The following is a 24,005-nucleotide window of genomic DNA, read 5'->3' as shown; positions in this document are numbered from 1 at the left end:
ATAGCTACCACCACCCTTTCATCTCACAAATAAGAATCATTACGCTTTACAATTCATCTATCTATATGTATAATTCGTAATGATTACGATTTAGGAACTTTTGAGGAGGAAATACATGTGTCGACGATTCCGGTTACGGTATTAAGTGGGTATTTGGGTGCGGGGAAAACAACGCTGCTTAATCATGTTTTGTCTAATAGGCAGGGGTTGCGAGTTGCAGTCATTGTAAATGACATGAGTGAGATTAATGTGGATGCGGATCTTATCGAGCAGGGAGGCTTTAATCGCACGGAAGAAAAGCTGGTGGAGATGTCTAATGGCTGCATTTGCTGCACGTTGAGGGAGGATCTTTTAATAGAGGTTGAGAGGTTGGCTAAGCAGGGGAATATCGATTATATCTTGATTGAATCAACGGGAATATCGGAGCCTGTGCCTGTAGCTCAGACCTTCTCATATATTGATGAGGAAACTGGTATTAATCTAGGTGAGTTTTGCCATCTCGATACGATGGTAACGGTTGTTGATGCAAATCGGTTTTGGCATGATTTTAATTCTGGGGAGACGTTGCTTGATCGGAAGCAGGCACTAAGTGATGCGGATGATCGTGATATTGTGGATCTTCTGATTGATCAAATTGAGTTTTGTGATGTGCTTATTTTAAATAAGGTCGACATGCTTGAAGACCAACACCTCAAGCTATTAAAAGGAGTACTAAAAAAACTTCAGCCACAGGCACGTTTAATTGAAACAAATCATAGTGTTGTTGATCCAAAAGAGATTATAAATACGGGATTATTTAATTTTGAGTCAGCAAGTACGGAAGCGGGTTGGATAAAGGAACTTGAGGCAGAGGAGCATACGCCAGAAACGGAAGAGTATGGCATTAACTCTTTTGTGTATAAAAGAAGACGTCCTTTTCACTCAGAACGATTTGAAAAATGGTCCGATTACTTTCCGAAAGAAGTGGTTCGTGCAAAAGGAACGGTTTGGTGTGCCACAAGAAATGATCTAGTTTTAATGTTATCTCAAGCGGGTCCATCTGCCACACTTGAACCTGTTGCTTATTGGGTTGCGTCTCTACCAAAGGCTGAGCAAGTTTATTATAAGCAGATGAATCCAGATGCACTTACAGAATGGCATGATACATGGGGAGATCGGAAAACGGAGGTTGTCTTTATTGGCATTGGTTTAGATCAAGAGATGATCAGTCGTGAGCTTGATTTTTGTCTTTTGACAGATGAAGAAATGGACGCAGATTGGAGTCAATTTAAAGACCCATACCCGTGGCAAGTGACACGGGCAGAACAAATAACGTAATGATATGGAGGGAATTATAGATGGCTAAAAAATCAAAAATCGCCAAAGAACGCAAGAAACAAGAGCTTGTTGCAAAATACGCAGAGCTACGGAAAGAATTAAAAGAAAAAGGGGATTACGCCGCACTTAGAAAATTACCTCGTGACTCGTCTCCTACAAGATTAACGATCCGCTGCGAGGTAACGGGTAGACCGCGTGGGGTCTTACGCAAGTTTAAATTATCACGAATTAAGTTTCGTGAAATGGCCCATAAAGGGCAAATACCTGGAGTTAAAAAAGCAAGCTGGTAGAAGAGGAATTCCTCTTCTGCTTTTTTTATGTTTAAGAAGAGATTTTATGTGGGTATCCATTAAGTAGAGACACATATTTGGAGGCGGATGAAAGTGGAGCTACATGAACAGTTAACAAATGGAATTCCAAAACAAAAACAAGATAAACAACCTGGTGATGAGCATGTCATGAATCCTCTACCCATTTTTGAGGATGATAACTATAAAGGGTCTGGTAAGTTAGAGGGGAAAGTTGCCCTTATAACTGGTGGAGATTCTGGAATAGGACGAGCTGTAGCGGTTGGATATGCAAAAGAAGGAGCTCATGTGGCGATTGTTTATTTGGATGAACATGAGGACGCAGAGGCAACCAAACAACGTGTAGAGCAAGAAGGAGTCAGTTGTATTACGATCTCTGGGGATGTTGCAGATGAAACGTTTTGTATTGAAGCCGTTGAGCGAACTGTAACCGAGCTAAATGGACTAGACATTCTTGTAAATAATGCTGCAGAGCAACACCCGGTTGATAGCTTAAAAGACATTACGGCAGAGCAGCTGCATCGTACCTTTGCGACGAATTTTTATTCGTATGTGTATTTTACAAAAGCAGCACTTGACTATTTGAAGCCTGGTAGTTCAATCATTAACACGTCTTCAATTAACCCGTATCGTGGAAATCCTTCTTTAATTGATTACACGAGTACTAAAGGGGCAATTAATGCCTTTACACGCTCAATGTCACAATCGTTAGTTAAAGAAGGTATTCGTGTGAATGGAGTCGCACCAGGCCCAATTTGGACACCGTTAATTCCAGCTTCTTTCTCAGAGGAGAAGGTAGCCGAGTTTGGACAGGACAATCCAATGGGACGACCAGGTCAACCTGTTGAACATGTCGGAGCATACGTCTTGCTAGCTTCAAACGATTCATCGTATATGACAGGACAAACCATCCACGTTAATGGTGGAGATTTTGTCCATACGTAAAATATCGTCATGTGTAGCCTTTGTCTCTAACTTATGAGACAAAGGCTTTTATCTGTTAAAAGCAAATAGTTCTTGCACTCTGATCGTATTTAATGAATGATTAAAGTGACGAGCATACGATTAAGGATTGGAGGAACAAGCATGTACAATCAACCGATATTTTTAGAGCCTGTTTTTAAAGAGAGAATTTGGGGTGGAACGAAACTTAGAGATGTTTTTGCATATGACATTCCTTCTCCACAAACGGGAGAATGCTTGGGTATTTCCGCACATCCAAATGGTCCATCTATCATTCGTAACGGTCCACTTGAGGGGAAGACACTGATTGAAGCGTGGGAGAATCATCGGGAACTGTTTGGTGATGCAAAAGAGGATCGTTTCCCTCTACTTATTAAGATATTAGATGCGGATACAGATTTGTCTGTACAGGTTCATCCTGATGATACCTATGCAAATGAGCATGAAAATGGAGAACTAGGAAAAACAGAGTGTTGGTATGTGATTGACTGTGAACCTGGTGCTGAACTTATATTTGGGCACAATGCTTCTACCAAGGAAGAGCTAGCAGAGGCAATTGAGCAAGGCAAATGGGATTCATTACTTAAGCGCGTCCCTGTTCAAAAAGGAGATTTTTTCTACGTGCCAAGTGGGACTATCCATGCCTTAGGTAAAGGGACCTTAATTCTTGAAACACAGCAAAGCTCTGATACTACGTATCGTGTGTATGATTTTGATCGCCTAGATGATAACGGTAACAAGCGTGAGTTGCATGTGGAGTCTTCAATAAATGTTACAACCGTTCCGCATGTTGACCATCCTACAAATCGAGTTTGTCAGGAACAGGAAGGGTTAAAAAATACACAGCTAGTGGCGGAAGAATTTTTTAGTGTGTATGAATGGAAACTGTGCGGTACGGTGGAGCGCACTGCGCCAAATCACTACCTTTTAGCAAGTGTATTAGATGGTAGTGGAGAGATAGTAGTAGATGGGATTTCCTATCGCTTTGAAAAAGGGTCACACTTTATTATCCAGCTACAATTGGTACATATTCAATTGCCGGAGGAGCAACACTGATTGTCTCTCATACTCCATAATAAAAAAACAGGACCTCTACATAAAGAGATCCTGTTTTTAACTTATTTCGATTCTTTTTTTAACGGAGGTAGTTGCAGATAAGTCCCTGCACGCCAAATCCATTCAAGTGGTCCCATTCTAAAATAAGACAGCCAAACCTTACTTAAAATAAGTTGAATAATAAAAACAGCAACGGCGATCATGGCACCTGCAAATACACCAACTGAATTAAATAAGCCGAAGCCATAATGATAGAAAATAGTTGTCATAATGAGTGATTGGAATAAATAATTTGTAAAAGCCATTCTTCCTGCGTAAGCAAGAGGCTGAAGTATTTTTTTTCCTCGTTCGGTTGTGACCGCTAAAACAAACGCAGAAACAAAAAATGCGGTTAGGAAAGGTCCTCCAACATAAGATTGTAAAGTGGCTAACTGAATACTGTCAGGAGCAAGAGTTAACGGTGATTTTGTTAAAAGTGCGACGCCAAGACCAACCCACATGATGATTTTCCATTTTTTCTTATGGGTGATGGGGTCCTTGATCCAACCTTTTCGCATCACATAGGCACCGAGTAAAATCAATCCAATAACGCCAATAACTTGAGTTGCAATAAAAACGATGTCGCCAAATATCCCAGGAAAAATAGGGTTCTCAGTTTGTCTAAACTCGACAACATCAGCGTAAGAGCCCTCTGATAATACCACTACTTCTTTTTCACTAAATTCATCAGTAGGATTCATTTCTTGGTCGCTCATACCAAACTCATAGAAAGAATCTGGAACTAAAGAGCACGAACCGAGTAGACCAACCAGAATGAGACCTGTAATAATAAGACCACGAGCTGGCATCATTAGACAAAAGAACAATAAAACAGAAGCCCATGCATACGTAAAGAGAATATCACCATTCCATAGATACATCGCATGCAAATAACCAACAAGGCCAAGGATGGCGGTGCGGCGCCAAAACACTGCATTAAAGTTTAATCCTTTATCTAATAGTCTTTCTTTTTGCAAAGCCATTCCATATCCAAAAAGAAATGAAAACAACGGGTAGAAACTCGCTTGCACAAAGATAAAGATGAAGCTTTCAGTCAAACGATCGATCCCCCCATTTGCATAGGGTGTTGTGATACTTGTGTCGTACAGTAAACCGAATTGGAAATGCAGACTATTCGCTAAAATGATACCTAGTAAGGCAAAACCTCGCAACATATCCAAACTGATGATTCGATCCTGTTCAAGTGTTGGGGTGGATCGGTTATTCATGCATTCAACTCCTTCATTATGTAGTTCTGATGTGGAAAGGTTTCGATCTTGGCTTTGTCGTGATAAAGTAGAAGATAGAAAACTTTCATAAATCAGTTTACACCAATTTCATCCATTTGTGTTGGTGACAATCTGCAAGGGTAAGAAATAGTATTTTTAATGAATGAGGTGTTCAAACCAATGACAAATGAATTAATTCAAACAATGAGCGCTCACCGCTCCATTCGGAAATTTACAGATCAAGATATAAGCGATGAACAAATTAGTCTAATAACGGACGCTGCTAGATGGGCACCGAGCTCACATCATGTTCAAGCGTATAGTATTATTGTTATTCGAAACAATGAAAAAAAAGAAACACTATCTTCATTAACAGGCGGACAGCGTTGGGTAGAAGAGTGTCCAGTATTTCTTGTTATTTGTGCAGATTATCATCGTATTGAAGAGGCGAGCAAGCGACATAATCAGTCCCTTGAAATAGGAGGCGCGGAACAGCTTCTTGTTGGAGCTGTAGATGCAGCACTTGTTGCTCAGAATCTTTTATTGGCTGCTGAGTCAATGGGACTCGGTGGAGTGATGATTGGTGGAATAAGAAATCAACCAGAAGAAGTCACAAATCTTCTAGACCTGCCACCAAGTACGTTCCCTGTTATGGGGTTATGTTTAGGTTATCCAAATCAGGATATTGCACAGAAACCTAGACTTCCAAAAGATGCTTCTGTTTTTTATGAGTCCTATCAAAGAACCTCTATTCCAAAATCACTTGATGAGTATAATGAGACGATGCTAACTTATTATGGAACACGTCAAACCAATGCAAAGCAACAGACGTGGTCTGAACAAATGGCTAGTTATATGGGTAAACCAAACCGTCCGCATATAAATGAGTTTTTGAGGAAGCAAGGTTTTTTAACCGATTTGAAATAAAGGTAAAGAGATTAAGCTTGGTGAGAGAAGAGGGAACGCTGTGAACATCGAAAAAAGTGAGGCTATTAATCGGTTACCAGAGCAGTTTTTTGCAGAGCTAGTGCGTAAAACTATCGAAGTAAAAAAGACACACGATGATGTGATTAATTTAGGGCAGGGAAACCCTGATCAGCCAACACCAGAACATATCGTTGAGAAATTAAAAGAAGCGTCTTCTAATCCGCTTTATCACAAATATTCTCCGTTTACTGGCTATGGATTTTTAAAAGAAGCCGTTGCTGAGTATTATAAACGAGAGTGTGGTGTCGAGATTAATCCAGAAACGGAAGTAGCCATTCTATCCGGTACAAAAACAGGACTTGTTGAAGTGAGTCAATGTTTGTTGAATCCGGGAGACACAGCCTTGGTTCCTGACCCTGGTTATCCTGATTATTGGTCAGGAATTGCGTTGGCTTGGTGCAAAAATGGAGACAATGTCTCTTCAATCTAAGAATAATTTCCAACCGGATTTTTCCATCATTTCAGATGAAGTATTAGATCAGGCAAAAATGATGTTTCTTAATTATCCTAATAATCCTACGGGTGCTGTGGCTGATCATGATCTATTTGAAAAGGCGATAGAACTTGGGAAGAAAAATAACATCGCAATCATACATGATTATGCATACGGTGCGATTGGGTTTGATGGCAAGAGACCGCTTAGTTTCCTGGAGGTACCCGGAGCAAAGGATGTAGGGATTGAAATGATGACCCTCTCCAAAACCTACAATATGGCTTGCTGCGAGTTGGTTTTGCTGTTGGAAACGCACAGATCATTGAAGCGATCAACCTAATTCAGGATCATTATTACTGCAGCCTATTTGGTGGAATTCAGGAGGCAGCAGCCTATGCGCTGACAGCTGATCAATCGTGTGTAACAGAATTGGTGGCTACATATGAGGCAAGAAGAAATGTTTTAGTTAAAGAAGCGGCGCGTATAGGATGGAAGGTATCAGCTCCATCAGGCTCCTTTTTTGCATGGTTTCCTGTTCCTGAAGGCTACACTTCTGAGGAATTTGCGGATTTATTATTGTATAAGGCTAGAGTGGTTGTGGCACCTGGAAACGGATTTGGTACATACGGAGAAGGATTTGTTCGACTTGGCTTGTTGTGTGAAGAGGATGAACTTAAAGAAGCAGTTCAAAGGATTGCAGAGTTGGACTTATTTTAGGGGACTAACTATGTAGTCAATACATATGATAAAGGGGAGAAGAGAACATGACTTTACAAGACATTCAAAATATATTCTGTATTGGACGTAATTACGCTCAGCATGCAAAAGAATTAGGAAATGAGGTACCTGATACACCTTTGCTGTTCACAAAACCTACAGGTGCTTTGGCCTTTGCAAACGGACAAACTCTTAGCTACCCAAGTGGACAAGGAGAGATCCATCACGAGCTTGAAATTGTGCTGAAAGTGGGAAAGAAATCGAACTCTCAATCAGTGAACGATCGTGTTGTTGAAATTGCTCTTGGAATTGACTTAACGTTACGTGACCTTCAATCAAAGCTAAAAAAGAAGGGCCATCCTTGGGAGCGAGCTAAAGGCTTTCGTAATTCAGCTATTTTAACGCCATTTTGGCCATTAACTAATGTGGATGAAATCAAACAAACAACGTTCTCTCTTCAAAAAAATGGAGAAATCATTCAGTCTGGAAACAGCACGGAGATGTTATTTGATTTTCAACAGGTACTAGATGAATGCGAGCAGGCATTTGGATTATCTGAGGGAGATATTATTTTTACAGGTACTCCTGAGGGCGTAGGTCCAATTGCAGAAGGTGATCACTTTACGCTACATTGGGGAGAAGAAGAAAAGGGAAGCTTTTACGTTTCATTTACAGAATAACTGAGGAGGAATCATGTCACATACTCAGATTTTTGCACATAGAGGGTTTTCAGGGAGATATCCAGAAAACACAATGACAGCCTTTAAGCAGGCTGCCAAAGCAGGTGCAGATGGTTTAGAATTGGATGTTCAACTGACTAAGGACGCCATTCCCGTTATCATTCACGATCGCACAGTAAATCGAGTGACAAATGGCAAGGGATCTGTTTGCTCATTTACTTTAGAAGAGATTCAGAAGCTTAGGATGATTACAGATGAAGACGAGCGAATTCCTACCTTTGAGGAATTTCTTGATTGGACTCAAAATCATTCATTAAGGCTAAATGTTGAATTGAAAACAGAATTATCTGACCGTTCTCAAATTAAAGAGCTAATTCTACCATTGCTTGAGACATATGGTGTTGAAGAGCGGACAATCCTGTCTTCCTTTGATCACAAGGCGCTTTATCTGGCGAAACAAGAAAAGCCGCATATTGAGGCGGCTGCTCTTGTTCATCAGGCAATGGTGGATCCTGGTGAGTATCTGCAGATGTTAAAGGTAGAGGGTATTCATTTTAAATCATCTACTTTGCTTATGCATGAGGCTCAAGAGCTACAAGAGCAAGGCTATCGAATTCGTCCATACACAGTAAACACGGTTGATCGAATGAACCAATTTTATGCATGGGGCAGTGAAGGGATCTTCACGGATTACCCTGATTTGGCTCTAGATGTGCGCGATAAAAGGAGATTAGGTTCCTAAGCCCCAAATATCAGTTGCATATTCAGAGATGGTTCGATCGCTTGAAAAATAGCCTGAATGGGCAATATTAATTAAGCATTTTTTTTGCCAGGTATGTGAATCGAGATACTGATTCTGTACCTGGTTTTGTGCGTGTACATAGCTGCCAAAGTCTTTCAATAGGAAATATTCATCGCCGTTATACAAGAGAGAATAATAGATATCTTTAAAAGCAACCTGATCCCCTTTAATTGTGCCATCCACTAGTTTTTTCAATACTTTTTGTAGACGTTGGTCCTGGTTATATACTTCACGAGGCGAATATCGTCCGTTTTGTTCATACGCAAGCACTTCCTCCGCACCAATGCCAAATTCAAAAAAATGTTCAGTTGAGATTAAATCTGTCATTTCAATATTTGCCCCATCCATTGTGCCAATTGTTAAGGCGCCATTCATCATCATTTTCATATTACCTGTGCCTGATGCTTCTTTAGAGGCGGTAGAAATCTGTTCACTGAGGTCTGCTGCAGGAATAATCAATTCCGCTTGAGTCACATTGTAATTAGGTAAAAATAGTACCTGAAGCTTTCCTTTTGTTATTGGGTCCTGATTAAGTTGTTCTGAAACAGACGTAATTAATGAAATGACACGCTTGGCATATAGATAACCTGGCGCTGCTTTTGCCCCAAAAATGAACGTACGAGGAACTTTTATTAATTCAGGTTTTTCATGACATACATCCCAAAGATACAAAATATGCAGAAGGTTTAACAGTTGTCGCTTATAGCCATGTAGTCGCTTGATGTGAACGTCAAATAATGATTCAACCATAATGTGTTGACCGGTTTTGGCATAGATTTTTTGCGAGAGCCTTTGTTTGTTGGTGTACTTAATCGATGCGAGTTCAGATAGAACGGCAGAGTCTTCTGTAAAAGCTAGTAATTTTTCTAATGATTGCGGATTGCTTTTCCATTCGTCTCCAATCAATTCGGTAATAAATGTTGCCAGCAGTGGATTTGCATTTAATAACCATTGTCTATGACTAATCCCATTTGTTTTATTTGTAAATCGAGAAGGAAAGCGACTAGAAAACGATTTCATTAATCGATTCTTTAAAATGCTTGAATGAAGCTTCGCCACGCCATTTACAGAATGGCTACCTATCACTGCAAGTCTTGCCATATGGATTTCATTGTTTGTAATAATCGATATATCCTCGATTTTTTCCCATTCGTGTAATCCCTCATATTCAACCTCAAGACAGTGCCTGCGATTAATTTCTTCAATTAGCAAATACACTCTAGGAAGCTGTTCTTTTACTAAAAAAACAGGCCATTTTTCTAAGGCTTCATCCATCAATGTATGGTTTGTATAGGAGACGGTTGCACGAACAATACCCCATGCAACATCCCATGAAAGCTCATGTTCATCAATCAATAATCTCATAAACTCTGGAATAATGAGGGCTTGGATGTGTGTCGTTGATTTGGATTGCTAGCTTCTTTGCTAGGTTCTCGATGACACCTTCAGAATGAAGAAAACTTGATAAAATCGATTGTAAACCTGCAGAAACCAAAAAATATTGTTGGCGTAATCTCAAAACTTTTCCATCGTAGTGTGAATCATCGGGATAGAGAAATTCAGTGATTTCTTCAGCTTTTCTTTTTCCTTTGGCATACGCTTCAAACTCAACATGGGGACTCGCTGGCATCGTTTCGGCTTTCCAAACGGTTAGCTGATTAACTTGTTCATTTTGATAGCCGAAAATCGGTATAGTATATGGGATTGCTTTTACTTCTTCAGCATCATTTACGTGGAAAGTTAGTCGGTTATTTTGAACACTTGATTGAATTGCCCCACCAAAATGAACAATTAAAGCCTTGTCTGCTTGAACCTTTTCCCAAACATAACCGGAACCATTAAACCATTGATCAGGTAGTTCGACCTGTTTCTGCTCTGAGATTTTTTGTTCAAACAGACCATATTGATAACGAAGCCCCATGCCATGACCAACGAAGTTTAGGGCAGCCAATGAATCTAAAAAACAAGCAGCTAGTCTACCTAATCCACCGTTGCCAAGCGCCGCATCTAATTCACTTTGAAAAATGAGATCTGGATCATACTGATTGGAGCAAAGAATTTCTTTACAGGAATCTAGCAGATCCAGGTTTAAAAGATTGGTCTCAATAAAACGGCCGGGTAGAAATTCCATTGAGAAGTAATACACTTGTTTTTGCTTAAAATCAAGAGCAGATGCTGCCTTGTCTGAAAGCAACTCTTTAATGATTGATGCGATCATTAGTAGAACATGACTAGAAGGTAGAGGGCCAGCATCAACTAATTGCTTCGATAACGTTTCCTTGAATGTTCTCTTGTTGATCAGCATGTTGATTTAACACTCCTTTTCGATCACGAAGGCCATCATAAACAAGATGATAAAGTGAAGCCGATGCCAGCCAGCTAAGGTCAGAGGATGCAAAGCTCGCGAGCAATTTATTCCACTGATGTTTATGATGAAAGATAGATAGGGCTCGATTCATCGTCAAACGTAAATCACCAGATGTTCTATTTAAAAAGGTGAATCCATTTCCTGTACCGGTGTGGGGTTGATAGGATTGTATCGTATCCTTTAATCCACCTGTTTCTCTAACAATAGGTACACAGCCGTAACGCAGGGCAATTAATTGACTTAACCCACATGGTTCATACAAAGAAGGCATTAAAAGCATGTCTGCGCCTGCATAGATTCTTCGAGCTTTACCTTCATCAAACCCATGGAAAAAACAAAGCTTCTTAGGAAATCGGCTTTGCATCACATGTAGCTCGTGTTCAAGCTCGGGGGAACCACTTCCGAGAACAATAACTTGAATGCGTTCATGAGGGAGCATCTGATTTAAGGTCTCAAGTAAGAGGCCAATTCCTTTTTCAGGCACAAGTCTTGATACAACGGCAAATAAAGGAGTAGAAATAGACATAGACAAGCCAGCTTCCACTTGCAAACTACGTTTATTAATCTCAGACGCACTTGAACGTTTTGTATAGGGTGCTACAAGCTCTTTATCTTCTGCTGGATTATAATCCTTTAAATCAATTCCATTCACAATGCCAACTAGGTCATCAGATCGTTGTCTGAGTAGTCCATCAAGTTTATACCCGAATGAAGGTTCTTGAATTTCTAGCGCATAAGAAGGACTTACTGTTGTGATCTTGTCAGCTTCTGCAATGCCTGCTTTCAAATAATTTACATGATCATCCATCTCTAAAATAGGATAAGCCGAATCATCAAAATGAAGTAATTCCTTAAACACAGAGGAGGGGAATTGACCTTGATAAGCAAGATTGTGAATCGTTAACACGGTTTTTATTTGCTCTTGCCAATTCCTAGCGCGTATATAAGCTGGCAACAATCCAGTCTGCCAGTCATGACAATGTAGGATAGAAGGTTTCTCCTTTTGCTGATCAATCCATTCAATGACCGCATGACAAAAAAACGCATATCGCTCACCGTCATCGTGGCAACCGTAAAGAACAGGGCGATTAAAGTAATAATCATTTTCAAAAAATAAGTACCGAATCTCCTGATGATACAGCTCGTAAACTTGGCAGGACTGCTTCCTCCATTTCACCCAAACGGAGAGAGTATAGATCCAGTTTAATTGGCTGCCCCACTTATCAGAGAGTGTTTGATGCTTGGGTAAAATCACGGTTACAGTACCGCGGGGCATATCTAGAGCCTGAGGAAGAGATCCTATGACATCTGCTAATCCTCCCGTCTTATAAAAAGGGGTGCACTCTGTCGCTACATGACAGATATCCGTCCAATTGTCAGTCATCAATAAAGCTCCTTTTTACTTGATTTTCTTTAACAGTTGATTTGTTGCTGAATGCTCTGTATCGTTGCTTTTTGTTTTAGAGAGATAACGGTGCACAACTGCTTGAGTAATCAACATCACTTCGTCGTTTGAGGCAAATGAAAGATTGTCAGGTATATGAGTGTTTTCAGCAACGATTACTTTGTGGAGATAGACATTTTTTCCAACAGATGAACCTGGAAGAATAATTGATTGATAAATAGCAGCACCATCTGAAATATATGCACTAGGGGATATGACTGATTCAGATATTTTTCGTTTTTTTGACTCAGAAACAGTTTGAATTGAAATCGGAACAAAAGCAGCAGGATAGGAAGTGAATAGCGGCCATTCATTTTGACTATATTTGAATGGTGATTTGCTACGGTTTAAATCCATTTGAGTTTCCCAGTAGGTTTGAATGGTCCCAACATCTCTCCAGTATTGGTCATAATTATAGGCAAACAATCTCGAATGAGTAGCAAGCATTGTTGGTAAGATATCTTTGCCAAAGTCGTGACTAGAAGTTGGATTGTTTGCATCAGCCAGAAGACATTTTTTTAAGAAGGACCAATTAAATAAATAGATGCCCATTGAAGCGATCTGACTCTTGGGATGTGTGGGTTTTTCTTCAAATTCCGTAACAGCCCCATTTTGATCAACACTCAAAATTCCGAAGCGGCTTGCTTCACTTTTAGAAACTTGAATAGAGGCGACTGTCATGTCTGCGTCTTTTTGTCTATGAAAATCAATTAATTCCTGATAATTCATCTGATAGATATGATCACCTGAAAGAATAAGAACATGGGTTGGATCATGCTGTTGAATATAATCTATGTTTTTTCCTACAGCATCTGCCGTACCCTCATAAGATGAATCAGTAGAGGGCAGGCATTGAATGGTTAAGCCCTTAGGTTCACTATTTTGCAGATGGGAATGCAGGGTTTCAGGCTTATATTGAGTTAACACTCCAACATGCTTGATCCCAGAATGAATACAATTGCTTAGTGTGTAATCAATAATGCGATTGCTGCCTCCAAAGGAGACTGCGGGTTTCGACTCTTCTCTTGTTAAAGCTCCTAATCTTGTACCTGCACCTCCTGCTAAAATCATAGCTACACATTTCACCGTAGAGCTCACGTAATTCCCCCTTTTTCTCATACCATGTTTTTTAGGTGGATATGTATTGATACGTATGAATGTGTAACCGCTTTCTATTCCTCTATAAAGAACCTTTATAAAAAAACAACTTGTTCAGTTTATAAACCCTTTAATTTTTGCTTGGACTCGGTCGATAAATAGGTAACAATGATCATAAAGAATTATGTCGAATATTATCGAATATAAATGAGTAAGGTAGGGGAATTTAATGGAAGCTAGATATGTTAATGCAATTGTGCGAGCAACAAAAGGAATTTTAATGAATCATCTAGGGGCAGAGGTACACTCACTAACTCCTAAGCTGGAGATGCAAGCGTCACGAGTAATGACATTTCTGTAATCCTTGGTGTAAAAGGTCAGTTAGCTGGTCAAATCATTTGTAGTTTTAAGAAAGAGACTGCTTTAAATATTGTTAGTACAATGATGGGCGGTATGACGGTTACTGAATTAGATGCAATGAGCTTGGAGTGCGGTGAAGGAATTTGGGAACTGGATTGCGGGTACTACGGCGACAGAGTTGTCGAATGAACAATGTATAATTGATGTGACGCCTCCGGTTACAAATGAAGGCTCTTCTATCTTTCACTCGTCTGAAAAGTATCTAACGTTGTCTCTTGATAGCTCGTTAGGCCAAATTGACATTCATCTGTCATTTCAGGTTGTAGAAGAAACGATTCGAGCGTAATAAGTGTAAAGAGCATGGATGACAGAAATATATGAATGACAAACCAAAACGACGAACGATTCTGAAGATAGGATCGTTCGTCGTTTTGGTTCTTAATGCACGTCGAGGCAGTGAGTGCGGAATGATTCGGCGCTAAGTCTTACGGACGTGCGGCTCATTGCCGATAACGGGTTCTAATAACCGATAAGTGCGGCTCATTGCCGATAACGGGTTCTAATAACCGATAAGTGAGGCTCATTGCCGATAACGGGTTCTAATAACCGATAAGTGAGGCTCATTGCCGATAACGGGTTCTAATAACCGATAAGTGAGGCCCATTGCTGATAACGAGTTCTAAATACCGATAAGTGAGGCCCATTGCCGATAACGAGTTCTAAATACCGATAAGTGAGGCTCATTGCCGATAACGAGTTCTAAATACCGATAAGTGCCGCTCATTGCCGATAACGAGTTCTAATTACCGATAAGTGAGGCTCATTGCTGATAACGAGTTCTAATTACCGATAAAAGCCGCTTATTCCTGATATCCCACTCTTATTCCTGATATCTAGAGCTCAACCTAGATTCTTCACACTAGATGATGATGAGAATTCTCCTAAGCGAAGTGCTTCCACTTATTCCAAAACTTTATAATGAGAAATCCGTACTAAATGTGCGGATTTTTTAAATTCAATTGAAAATACTATTCAAACGATCTAAAAAGAGGTACACTACCTATCGTAATCTCTGTATGATTTGGAAGGAGTGAACGGCATTGAAAGAAATTGATGTTTCAAAGTTTGAGAAAAAAATGATTATTCGAAACATCGAAGCAAAAGACTTCGATGATATTATAGAAATGTCTAAGGTATGTTTTAAAAATATGGAACCGTGGCAGTATGATCAGCTACGTAGTCATATTGAAATTTTTCCAGAGGGCCAGTTTTGTGTTGAGTATGATGGAGAAATAATTGGCTCCTGTTCTAGCTTAATCATCAACTTTGATGAGTATGATGATCAGCACACATGGGACGAGATTACAGATGAAGGGTATATCACAAACCACGATCCTGAAGGCTATAATTTATATGGAATCGAAGTAATGGTTCACCCGAACTTTAGAAGAATGAAAATTGGACGCAGATTGTATGAAGCGCGTAAAGACCTAGCTCGAGAAATGAATCTAAAAAGTATTATCATTGGAGGACGAATTCCCAATTACTCAAAGCATGCAGCTGAGTTAACTCCACGACAATACGTTGAAGAAGTGACCATGCATAATTTGTATGATCCTGTGCTTACCTTCCAAGTTGTAAATGGATTTACATTAAAACGTGTGAATTCTAACTATCTGGATGATGATAAGGCATCTATGCGTTATGCGACTCTTATGGAATGGAACAATATCGATTATAGACCAACGATTCCAAAGCGTAAGTTTAAAACGTCTTTCCCGGTTCGTATTACTACAATTCAATATGAAATGAAGAAGATTTCGTCTTTTGAAGAATTTGCTGTACAGTGTGAATATTACACAGATGTAGCGGTGTTTTAATTCGGACTTTGCCATTTTTCCAGAAATTTTTACCCTTCAGCTTCTCTCGTTTCTACCAGAAAAAAGTCCAAGTAGAGCGATAAGAAGGCTAACAGAGTTTACGGAAGATTATATTGAGCTGTTTACTACGCTTGCCGTTCGTTACAACATTAACATTGTTGGTGGGTCTCATTTTGTGGAAGAAGAAGGCAAGATTTTTAACATTGCTTATCTGTTCCGTCGTGATGGTACGATTGAAAAGCAATATAAAATTCATGTTACACCAAATGAGCGTTTATTCTGGGGAATTTCTGGCGGAGATGAAGTAAAGGTGTTTGACACGGATTGTGGAAAAATTGCCATTCAAATTTGCTATGATATTGAGTTCCCAGAGCTTGCAAGAATCGCTGTTGATAAAGGCGCTAATATCATCTTTACGCCGTTCTGTACGGATGACCGTCAAGGGTATCTACGAGTGAGATATTGCTCTCAAGCACGGGCAATTGAGAATCAAATATATACTGTCATCTCAGGAACTGTTGGTAATCTTCCTGACGTTGAAAACATGGATATTCAATACGCACAGTCAGGAATTTTCAGTCCATCTGATTTTACATTCCCTCGTGATGGTATTGTTGGAGAGTGTAATCCTAACATTGAAACAGTTGTTGTTGGAGATGTCGATCTTGAGATCCTCCGCAGACACAGACGATCAGGCAGTGTGAATCAGTTACGTGATCGCCGTCATGACGTGTATCACATTTCTTATAAACAGCCTTAATAGGCGTATTATGTATACAGCGAATCCTTTTTTGGATTTGCTGTTTTTTTAATAATGTTGCTTTTACCTTATCTCTCAGTGTTTCTTAGATCTATTTCCTGAGCTTTATAAAGTAAGGAAGGACAAACTTACGGCTTTTCTCATACTTAGCTGACGGAACGAGCGGCACGCCCTTCCTAGGAAAGCGTGCCGCCCGTTCCGGTAGCGAATTTAGGAACGCAAATGTACGTTGCTTCCTTTTGCGAGACTATAGACTACCATATAAAGACTAATCGAGAAGTACCTATAGTAGGTGCTTCTCTTTTTGTTTGCATTCCTCCTTTAATGGCGAGACTAAAGGAAAAAGACAGAGTGGGGATAGGACATGTTAGAAAAAACACAAACAAAAGAATACGGGCAAATTATAGCAGTGATGATTGTACTGATGATTGTTCTATTTTATGGCTTGTTTTATCCGTCTTTAACGGTTCAGGAAGACCAATGGCAAATCCATGAAGTACATGTAGCAGAGGGTTACCGTCCATATCGAGTTGAAAAGGTTCAATTATTTCTTGAAGATACGCAAGGTCGTCCTATGGAGAATGGGCAAGTGCAGTTTGAAGTCAGTCATGTAGAGACAGGAATTACTGAAAAACAATGGATGCATCATGTAGAGCAAGGTTTGTTTGAGACTGATTATTTATTTACGGAATCTGGAGAGTGGCAAGTTCAGATAGAGGTTTCTAACAATCGAAGTCAACAACAGTTTACGTATTCGTTAATGGTTCAACCTGGGGCCACAAAAATGGATCCGAGTGAAAATAGAAAATAGAATGAAAGGCTTGTTTGATGTATACTACAAGAAAAGGAAATCAATCTGAAACAATTACCTAGGGAATTCCGTATAGTACTTGTAGATAGGGATGTAAGGGGGAGTGGGCCCGATGAGTGGAACGTTTTCAGGGGAGAGAAGACTTGACCAAATTGAAGCACTGAAACAAGAAGGACTTGAAGTATTAGTTATTGGTGGAGGTATTACAGGTGCAGGTATTGCCTTAGATGCTCAGGTAAGGGGTTTTAGGACAGGTATTATTGATCAACATGATTTTTCAGGTGGATCGTCTAGTCGATCAAATAAACTAATTCAAGGTGGATTAAGTGAACTTAAACATCTAGATGTTAAGGCTTTTGCAGAATTAGGAAGAGAAAGAGCTATCATTCTTGATAACGCTCCACATTTAGTGTCACCGATTAGTATGTTGCTTCCTGTATATAAAAAAGGTGCTTTTGGTCGAATTCAGGCATCCTTGAGTTTACGTATCTATGATCGTTGGGTTGAGTTGAACAAAAAAGATCGTCGGCATATGTTAAATAAGAAACAAACTCAAAAACAAGAGCCACTTTTGAAAATGGATAATCTTAAAGGTGGGGGCCTTTATACTGAATATCAAATTAATGACGCCAGATTAACAATTGAAGTGTTAAAAGTTGCTTCGGCAAGAGGTGCCCTAGCAGCAAATTATCTTAAGGCAGAGTCATTTTTATACGAACAAGGAAAAGTTGTTGGTGTTATGGCCGTTGACCAATTAACGGGTGAAGCTCATAAACTATTTGCCACATATATCGTGAATGCAACTGGGGCGAATATTGATCATTTGCGTGAGCAAGACCGTTCAATAGAAGGACCACCACATACATATACAAATAAGCTACATATTGTTGTTGACCGAAAGTCTCTGCCGATTCATCAAGGTATGTATTTTGAGAGTAGCAAAGGAGAAATGCTTTATGCTATTCCTTTTGGGCAAAAAATCTATATTGGTTCAACCGATGTAGGTTTACTAAGTGATGAAGATCAATTTCTCATCGCAGCTCAACTATTACTTGATTCGGTAAATCAGACTTTTCCGTCAGTTGAGTTAACTAAAGATCATGTTGAATCGTTGTGGATTGATAAAGAACGAAACCATGTTCATCAACGCTCAAACAAAACAGAGGAGCTCGTAGTCTCTTCTTCTGGTCTCAGGTCTGTGTGCGGACATTACATGGCAGGGTACCGCCTTTTAGCAGAACGAGTCATTGATTCAATCGAGAAGGAACATGGACAATCTATAGGAAGTCAAACCGATTCAATCACATTATCTGGTGGACAAGTTGGTGGAGTAGATCGTTTTGAGAGCTACTTAAAAACAAAGGCTACTGAAGGAGAATCGCTTGGTCTTGCGTATGAAGAAGCGTATGCGCTAACTATCCTTTATGGGTCAAATGTCACCAATATATGGTCAAGAGTACGGACAAGCAGAAGACGAGCTGCAGAGTCAGGACTACCTCCTATCCTATTTGCCCAGCTGACGTATGCAATAGATGAGGAGATGGTAATCTCTCCTGTTGATTTTTTAATGCGAAGAACACATGCCCTTTACTTTAATCGTGTTTTAATGGAGAAATGGATGAATCCGGTTTTTCGTTATATGCAGGATCGTTTCCAATGGGATGAACAGGAAAGCTTGTATTGGCAGAGTGAAATGGAAAAAGAAATTAAGAAAAATAGCTTGATCGGAAAGTAAACGAACACTAGCAGGCATAGGAAAAAAGTAGTAAACTAAAGACATTGTGAATTTGTTAATTAGTTGCTAAATAAGGAGGAGATTTTTTGGATTGGAAGCAGAGCTATGAGAAGTGGTCTAGCTTTTTAACACTTGAAGAAGATGTGAAAACAGAGCTAAAAGCCCTTTCAGGAAATGAGACGGCGCTTGAGGATTGTTTTTATAAAAACCTTGAATTTGGAACGGGCGGTATGCGGGGAGAAATTGGCCCAGGTCCAAATCGAATGAATACATATACAGTTCGCCGTGCCGCAAAAGGTTTGGCGGATTACCTTGAAAGCGAAGGAGAAGAAGCAAAAAAACGTGGTGTGGTAATTGCGTTTGATTCACGTCACAAATCTCCTCAATTTGCTAGAGAAGCCGCATTAACTTTAGGCAAACAAGGAGTTACCGCTTATGTGTTTAATGATTTGCGCCCAACACCGGAGTTGTCATTTGCCGTGCGCCACTTAAATGCATATGCAGGCATCGTCATAACGGCAAGTCATAATCCACCTGAATACAATGGTTTTAAAGTGTATGGACCTGATGGTGGACAATTGCCTCCTGGACCGGCTGATGAGCTTGTTAGCTATGTGGACGCTATTCAAAATGAGTTGCTGATAGAAGTTGGAGATGAAACAGAACTGAAAAGTGAACTTACCTATCAAGTTGTACCTCAAGATGTAGATGATGCTTATAATGATCAGCTGCAAACGATTTTGGTTCAACCTGATTTAGTTCGAAATCAAGGGCTAACAGTGAAAATTGTATTTACACCGTTACATGGTACAGCTAATATTCCTGTTCGTCGTGTTCTAGAAGACTCTGGATTTACTAACTTAACGATTGTTCCTGAACAGGAGCTTCCTGACCCTAATTTTTCGACTGTATCGTCTCCAAACCCAGAAGAACATGCAGCTTTTGAGCTTGCAATGAAATATGGGGAGAAAGAAGAAGCAGATATCTTGCTGGCTACAGACCCCGATGCTGATCGTGTTGGATTAGCTGTTAAGAATCATGAGGGTGACTATCAAGTTTTAACAGGTAACCAAACGGGTGCCCTGCTGCTTGATTATTTGCTCAGTCAACATAAGGAAAATGGCACACTTCCTGAAAACGGTATTGTATTAAAGACAATTGTTACTTCTGAAATTGGTGCCAAGATTGCAGAACAATTTGGATTAAGCTCACTTGATACGTTAACAGGATTCAAGTTTATCGGTGAGAAAATAAAAGAATATGAAGAATCTGGTGAACATACCTTCTTATTTGGTTATGAAGAAAGTTATGGCTATTTAATTGGTGATTTTGTTCGTGATAAGGACGCAGTGCAAGCGTGTCTTTTAGCTGCTGAACTAGCTCTTTATTATAAGTCGCGTGACATGACTGTTTTCGAAGGCTTACAGGAAGTATTCCGTAAGTATGGATTTTATCGTGAGGGACTTGAATCGTTAACGTTAAAAGGGAAAGCGGGAGCTGAGAAAATTAATAGCATTCTTTCCTCATTCCGATTGGACCCACCTAAACAAATGAACGATGTTCCAATTGAATCCGTTGAAGATTACCAATCAAGTGAAAGAATCACTCTGGAAACTAGTGCAAAGGAATTGATCACACTACCTGTTTCCAATGTCTTAAAATATAAACTAGCGGACGGATCATGGTTCTGCATACGTCCATCTGGCACAGAACCTAAAGTGAAATTTTACTTTGGTGTCAACGCAGATAATGAAGAAGAGAGCAACGAGAAATTAGCGTCACTTCGCACAGCAGTGATGAATTACGTGAACCAATTTATTTAAGAGAGTGGGAAAAAGAAAATGGCTATTTTAGTTACTGGTGGTGCTGGATACATCGGCAGCCATACCGTACTTCATTTGTTAGATAAAGGTGAAGATGTAGTAGTGCTGGATAATCTTTCAAAAGGACACCGTGATGCACTACAAGGTGCAACCTTATATGAAGGGGATCTTTTGGACGGAGTCTTTCTTGACAAGGTGTTTACTGAACAAAATATTGATGCGGTTATTCATTTTGCAGCGGATTCACTAGTTGGAGAAAGTGTAAAAGAACCATTAAAATACTATCACAATAATGTGATTGGAACTCATTCACTACTAACTAAGATGGTTGAACATAATGTAAAAAACATCGTGTTCTCCTCTACTGCAGCAACATACGGAGAACCAAAGCAAGTACCAATTGTGGAAACATTACCAACTAATCCGACAAATCCATATGGTGAAACTAAGCTTGCTATTGAAAAGATGTTAAAATGGTCAGATCAGGCGTATGGCTTAAAATCAGTATGCCTTCGTTACTTTAACGCAGCTTGGGGCAGATCCAGAAGGACGTATTGGTGAAGATCATGATCCGGAATCTCATCTTATTCCAATTGTTTTGCAAACGGCGTTAGGACAAAGAGATCAGGTTCAAGTATTTGGTGATGATTATCAGACGGAAGACGGCTCGTGTATCCGAGACTATATCCATGTTATGGACTTAGCAGATGCTCACTTTTTAGCCGTTAAGAAGCTGAAGAATGATGGAATTAGCTCAATTTATAATTTAGGAATTGGTCAAGGTTTCTCTGTTAAACAAGTCATTGATGTTTGTAGAGAAGTAACAGGACACGAGATCCAGCAGCGATTGCACCTCGTCGTGCAGGCGATCCCGCTGTTTTAATTGCATCTCCTGAAAAAGCAAAATCCGAGCTTTCTTGGGAACCGAAATTTACTAATTTAAAAGATATAGTTAAACACGCGTGGAGCTGGCATTCTGCCCATCCAAACGGTTATCAGAACTAATTTTATACTGACGAATTTCCAAGACGAACGATCTTAAATGATCGTTCGTCTTTTCGTTTCAAGGTACCAATCAGCGTAGGATTCTTATTCTGCATCTTTTGACCTTTCATAGTGTAATTCTAGCTTTTACCCTTCTACATTTTTAATTCGCTCATAAAATCTACATGTACACTCATATAGTAAAAAAAGCGAAAGTGAGGGGAAAACACACGTGTCAAATGATTGGAATGATCTTAAACAGGCAATTGGTGAAATAACAGAAATTGCAACTGGTTTCGGATTGGATTTTTACGAAATGCGCTATGAAATCTGTCCGGCAGAAATTATATATACTATTGGAGCCTATGGCATGCCAACACGTTATAGTCATTGGTCATTTGGTAAGCAGTTTCATAAAAGTAAGCTGCAATACGATTTAGGATTAAGCAAGATTTATGAACTAGTGATCAATTCAGATCCTTGTTACGCCTTTTTGCTTGATAGTAACTCACTTATTCAAAATAAATTAATTGTTGCTCATGTTTTAGCACACTGTGATTTCTTTAAAAACAACGTACGTTTTTCGAATACAAGACGAGATATGGTAGAAAGCATGAGTGCGACATCGGAACGCATCGCTCATTATGAACATCTACATGGAAAAGATGAAGTCGAGACTTTTTTAGATGCTGTACTAGCTATTCAAGAGCATATTGATCCGAGCTTACTTCGACCAAAATTATCATGGTCTCTTGATGAAAAAGAAGAGAAGCAGGTAAGGCGTCGAGGTGACTATGATGATCTATGGGAATTAGAGAACTCGAAGAAACAAGACCCAGAATCACTTCCTAGAAAAAAACAACACTTCCCACCACAACCTGAAAAAGACATCTTATTATTTATAGAAGAATATAGTCGTGAACTTGAGGACTGGCAGCGAGATATATTAACGATGATGCGTGAGGAAATGCTCTATTTTTGGCCTCAGCTTGAAACAAAAATTATGAATGAGGGATGGGCATCCTATTGGCATGCTCGAATACTTCGAGAGATGGACTTAACAACAAGTGAAACGATTGAATTTGCAAAGCTGAATGCAGGAGTGGTTCAACCATCAAAAACATCAATTAATCCGTACTATCTTGGATTAAAGATCTTTGAAAATATTGAACATGAATATGATCATCCAACGGAAGAGATGCAAAAACGCCAAGGCATTAAGCCTGGTAGTGGTCGTGAAAAAATGTTTGAAGTGCGCGAAATTGAATCAGACATTTCATTTATCCGAAACTATTTAACAAGAGACTTAGTGATGCGAGAAGATATGTATTTGTTTCAAAAGCAAGGTAACGAATACAAAGTGATCGATAAGCAATGGGAGTCCGTTCGTGATCAACTTGCATCATCAAGAGTGAATGGAGGATTTCCATACTTAAGCATTACAGATGGAGATTATTTGAAAAATGGAGAGCTATATATTACGCACAGCTTTGAAGATACAGAGCTCGACGTGTCTTATTTGGAGAAGGTAATGCCATATATCAATCAATTGTGGGGTAGACCTGTTCACATTGAATCAAAAATCAATGATAAACCGATTTGCTTTTTTTATGACGGGAAAAAAATGCAGCGTAAATATATTTAATGTGAAGCTGCCCAGCTAATTAAAGTGGGCAGTTTTTTACATAGTATACAAGTAAAGCTGGACATACTAGGGTTAACTTAAGTCTAAAGGAGACCGTGGTATGCGAAGAATTGTCTATGGTTTATTCATGTTGTTGTTAGTAACTAGTTGTCAGAGTCAAGTAAACGAAAAGGACGCAACTCCCGCGAAAGTTCAATCCGTTGGTGATTACGTTGATCAAATTAAAGAATTAACGTTACAAGTTGTCTATGAGAACGGGGAAGAAGTCAGAGCACAATATGTGCAGGGTGAGCCAGAACAGTGGATGTATCACAACGATTTATTGAATTCAAATTCAATTAATGAAGATCAATTGTCTGAGAAGATAGAGCTTTTGACAATTGATAAGGCAACATTCACCGAAGAAGTCATCCAACAGGCAAGATATGTATTTGAATTTGGTGGTACGTACGATATCCTTGATCTTCACATCACATTTGCCGATGGAACAAAAAAGCATTATGAGACAAACGATCATTAAGGTCGTTTTTCTTTTATCATTCTCGAATAATCCAAGCCCAGTATAC

Annotated in this window: 16 protein-coding genes and 5 pseudogenes; 17 read left to right on the top strand and 4 right to left on the bottom strand. The window is 39.5% G+C overall.

What is annotated here, in order from left to right:
* The first annotated feature begins 117 nt into the window (after positions 1-117).
* The 4 genes and pseudogenes from NDM98_RS15400 to manA all read left to right on the top strand — a co-directional run bounded on the left by NDM98_RS15400 (position 118) and on the right by manA (position 3,664).
* Complete coding sequence (locus tag NDM98_RS15400; RefSeq protein ID WP_251609664.1) at positions 118-1,317, top strand: GTP-binding protein; 1,200 nt, start codon at positions 118-120, stop codon at positions 1,315-1,317.
* 20 nt (positions 1,318-1,337) lie between these two features.
* Positions 1,338-1,607, top strand: coding sequence for a 30S ribosomal protein S14 (gene rpsN, locus NDM98_RS15395; RefSeq protein ID WP_251609662.1), 270 nt, complete (start codon positions 1,338-1,340; stop codon positions 1,605-1,607).
* 93 nt (positions 1,608-1,700) lie between these two features.
* Positions 1,701-2,570 (top strand): SDR family oxidoreductase, encoded by an 870-nt coding sequence (locus NDM98_RS15390; protein WP_373370417.1) that lies wholly within the window; start codon positions 1,701-1,703, stop codon positions 2,568-2,570.
* Positions 2,571-2,711: 141 nt separating this feature from the next.
* Positions 2,712-3,664, top strand: a pseudogene (gene manA / locus NDM98_RS15385) (mannose-6-phosphate isomerase, class I).
* 42 nt (positions 3,665-3,706) lie between these two features.
* Here manA and NDM98_RS15380 read toward each other — a convergent pair.
* The gene (locus tag NDM98_RS15380; protein WP_251609652.1) at positions 3,707-4,912 is read right to left on the bottom strand and encodes a DUF418 domain-containing protein; all 1,206 of its coding nucleotides are present in this window, start codon (positions 4,910-4,912) and stop codon (positions 3,707-3,709) included.
* A 180-nt stretch (positions 4,913-5,092) separates the two neighbouring features.
* Between NDM98_RS15380 and nfsA the strand changes: the two genes are divergently transcribed.
* From nfsA to NDM98_RS15360, 4 genes and pseudogenes are all read left to right on the top strand, one after another.
* Positions 5,093-5,839 (top strand): oxygen-insensitive NADPH nitroreductase, encoded by a 747-nt coding sequence (gene nfsA / locus NDM98_RS15375; RefSeq protein ID WP_251609650.1) that lies wholly within the window; start codon positions 5,093-5,095, stop codon positions 5,837-5,839.
* 46 nt (positions 5,840-5,885) lie between these two features.
* A pseudogene (locus tag NDM98_RS15370) lies at positions 5,886-7,049 on the top strand (pyridoxal phosphate-dependent aminotransferase).
* 47 nt (positions 7,050-7,096) lie between these two features.
* Entirely contained in the window at positions 7,097-7,729 is a 633-nt protein-coding gene (locus NDM98_RS15365; RefSeq protein ID WP_251609649.1) for a fumarylacetoacetate hydrolase family protein, read from the top strand.
* Between the two features lie 13 nt (positions 7,730-7,742).
* A complete protein-coding gene (locus NDM98_RS15360; RefSeq protein ID WP_251609647.1) occupies positions 7,743-8,471 on the top strand; it encodes a glycerophosphodiester phosphodiesterase family protein in 729 nt (242 codons plus the stop codon).
* Here NDM98_RS15360 and NDM98_RS24850 read toward each other — a convergent pair.
* The 3 genes and pseudogenes from NDM98_RS24850 to NDM98_RS15340 form a co-directional block, all read right to left on the bottom strand.
* A pseudogene (locus NDM98_RS24850) lies at positions 8,460-10,836 on the bottom strand (glycogen/starch/alpha-glucan phosphorylase). The gene NDM98_RS15360 and the pseudogene NDM98_RS24850 sit on opposite strands and share 12 nt — an antisense overlap.
* Positions 10,784-12,283 carry a glycogen synthase gene (locus NDM98_RS15345; RefSeq protein ID WP_251609644.1) on the bottom strand — a complete coding sequence of 500 codons (1,500 nt, stop codon included), beginning with the start codon at positions 12,281-12,283 and terminating at the stop codon, positions 10,784-10,786. Before NDM98_RS15345 ends, NDM98_RS24850 begins: the two are co-directional and overlap by 53 nt.
* A gap of 15 nt (positions 12,284-12,298) precedes the next feature.
* A complete protein-coding gene (locus NDM98_RS15340; protein ID WP_251609642.1) occupies positions 12,299-13,441 on the bottom strand; it encodes a sugar phosphate nucleotidyltransferase in 1,143 nt (380 codons plus the stop codon).
* 229 nt (positions 13,442-13,670) lie between these two features.
* Here NDM98_RS15340 and NDM98_RS23585 point away from each other — a divergent pair, with 229 nt between their 5' ends.
* From NDM98_RS23585 to NDM98_RS15300, 9 genes and pseudogenes are all read left to right on the top strand, one after another.
* Positions 13,671-13,802, top strand: coding sequence for a hypothetical protein (locus NDM98_RS23585; RefSeq protein WP_285804023.1), 132 nt, complete (start codon positions 13,671-13,673; stop codon positions 13,800-13,802).
* 132 nt (positions 13,803-13,934) lie between these two features.
* Positions 13,935-14,147, top strand: a complete 213-nt coding sequence (locus NDM98_RS15335; protein ID WP_251609640.1) for a chemotaxis protein CheC — start codon at positions 13,935-13,937, stop codon at positions 14,145-14,147.
* A gap of 790 nt (positions 14,148-14,937) precedes the next feature.
* Positions 14,938-16,441 (top strand): annotated as a pseudogene (locus tag NDM98_RS15330) (GNAT family N-acetyltransferase).
* Between the two features lie 364 nt (positions 16,442-16,805).
* Positions 16,806-17,252, top strand: a complete 447-nt coding sequence (locus NDM98_RS15325; protein WP_251609638.1) for a FixH family protein — start codon at positions 16,806-16,808, stop codon at positions 17,250-17,252.
* A 112-nt stretch (positions 17,253-17,364) separates the two neighbouring features.
* Positions 17,365-18,987 (top strand): glycerol-3-phosphate dehydrogenase/oxidase, encoded by a 1,623-nt coding sequence (locus NDM98_RS15320; RefSeq protein WP_251609636.1) that lies wholly within the window; start codon positions 17,365-17,367, stop codon positions 18,985-18,987.
* Between the two features lie 86 nt (positions 18,988-19,073).
* Entirely contained in the window at positions 19,074-20,810 is a 1,737-nt protein-coding gene (locus NDM98_RS15315; RefSeq protein WP_251609634.1) for a phospho-sugar mutase, read from the top strand.
* 18 nt (positions 20,811-20,828) lie between these two features.
* Positions 20,829-21,815 (top strand): annotated as a pseudogene (gene galE / locus NDM98_RS15310) (UDP-glucose 4-epimerase GalE).
* 211 nt (positions 21,816-22,026) lie between these two features.
* Entirely contained in the window at positions 22,027-23,439 is a 1,413-nt protein-coding gene (locus NDM98_RS15305) for a SpoVR family protein (protein ID WP_251609632.1), read from the top strand.
* Between the two features lie 100 nt (positions 23,440-23,539).
* Positions 23,540-23,959 (top strand): YusW family protein, encoded by a 420-nt coding sequence (locus NDM98_RS15300; protein WP_251609630.1) that lies wholly within the window; start codon positions 23,540-23,542, stop codon positions 23,957-23,959.
* Positions 23,960-24,005 lie beyond the last annotated feature (46 nt).

The organism is Alkalicoccobacillus plakortidis, from assembly GCF_023703085.1.
GTDB lineage: Bacteria > Bacillota > Bacilli > Bacillales > Bacillaceae_D > Alkalicoccobacillus > Alkalicoccobacillus plakortidis.
This window is presented reverse-complemented; position numbering and strand designations above follow the sequence as displayed.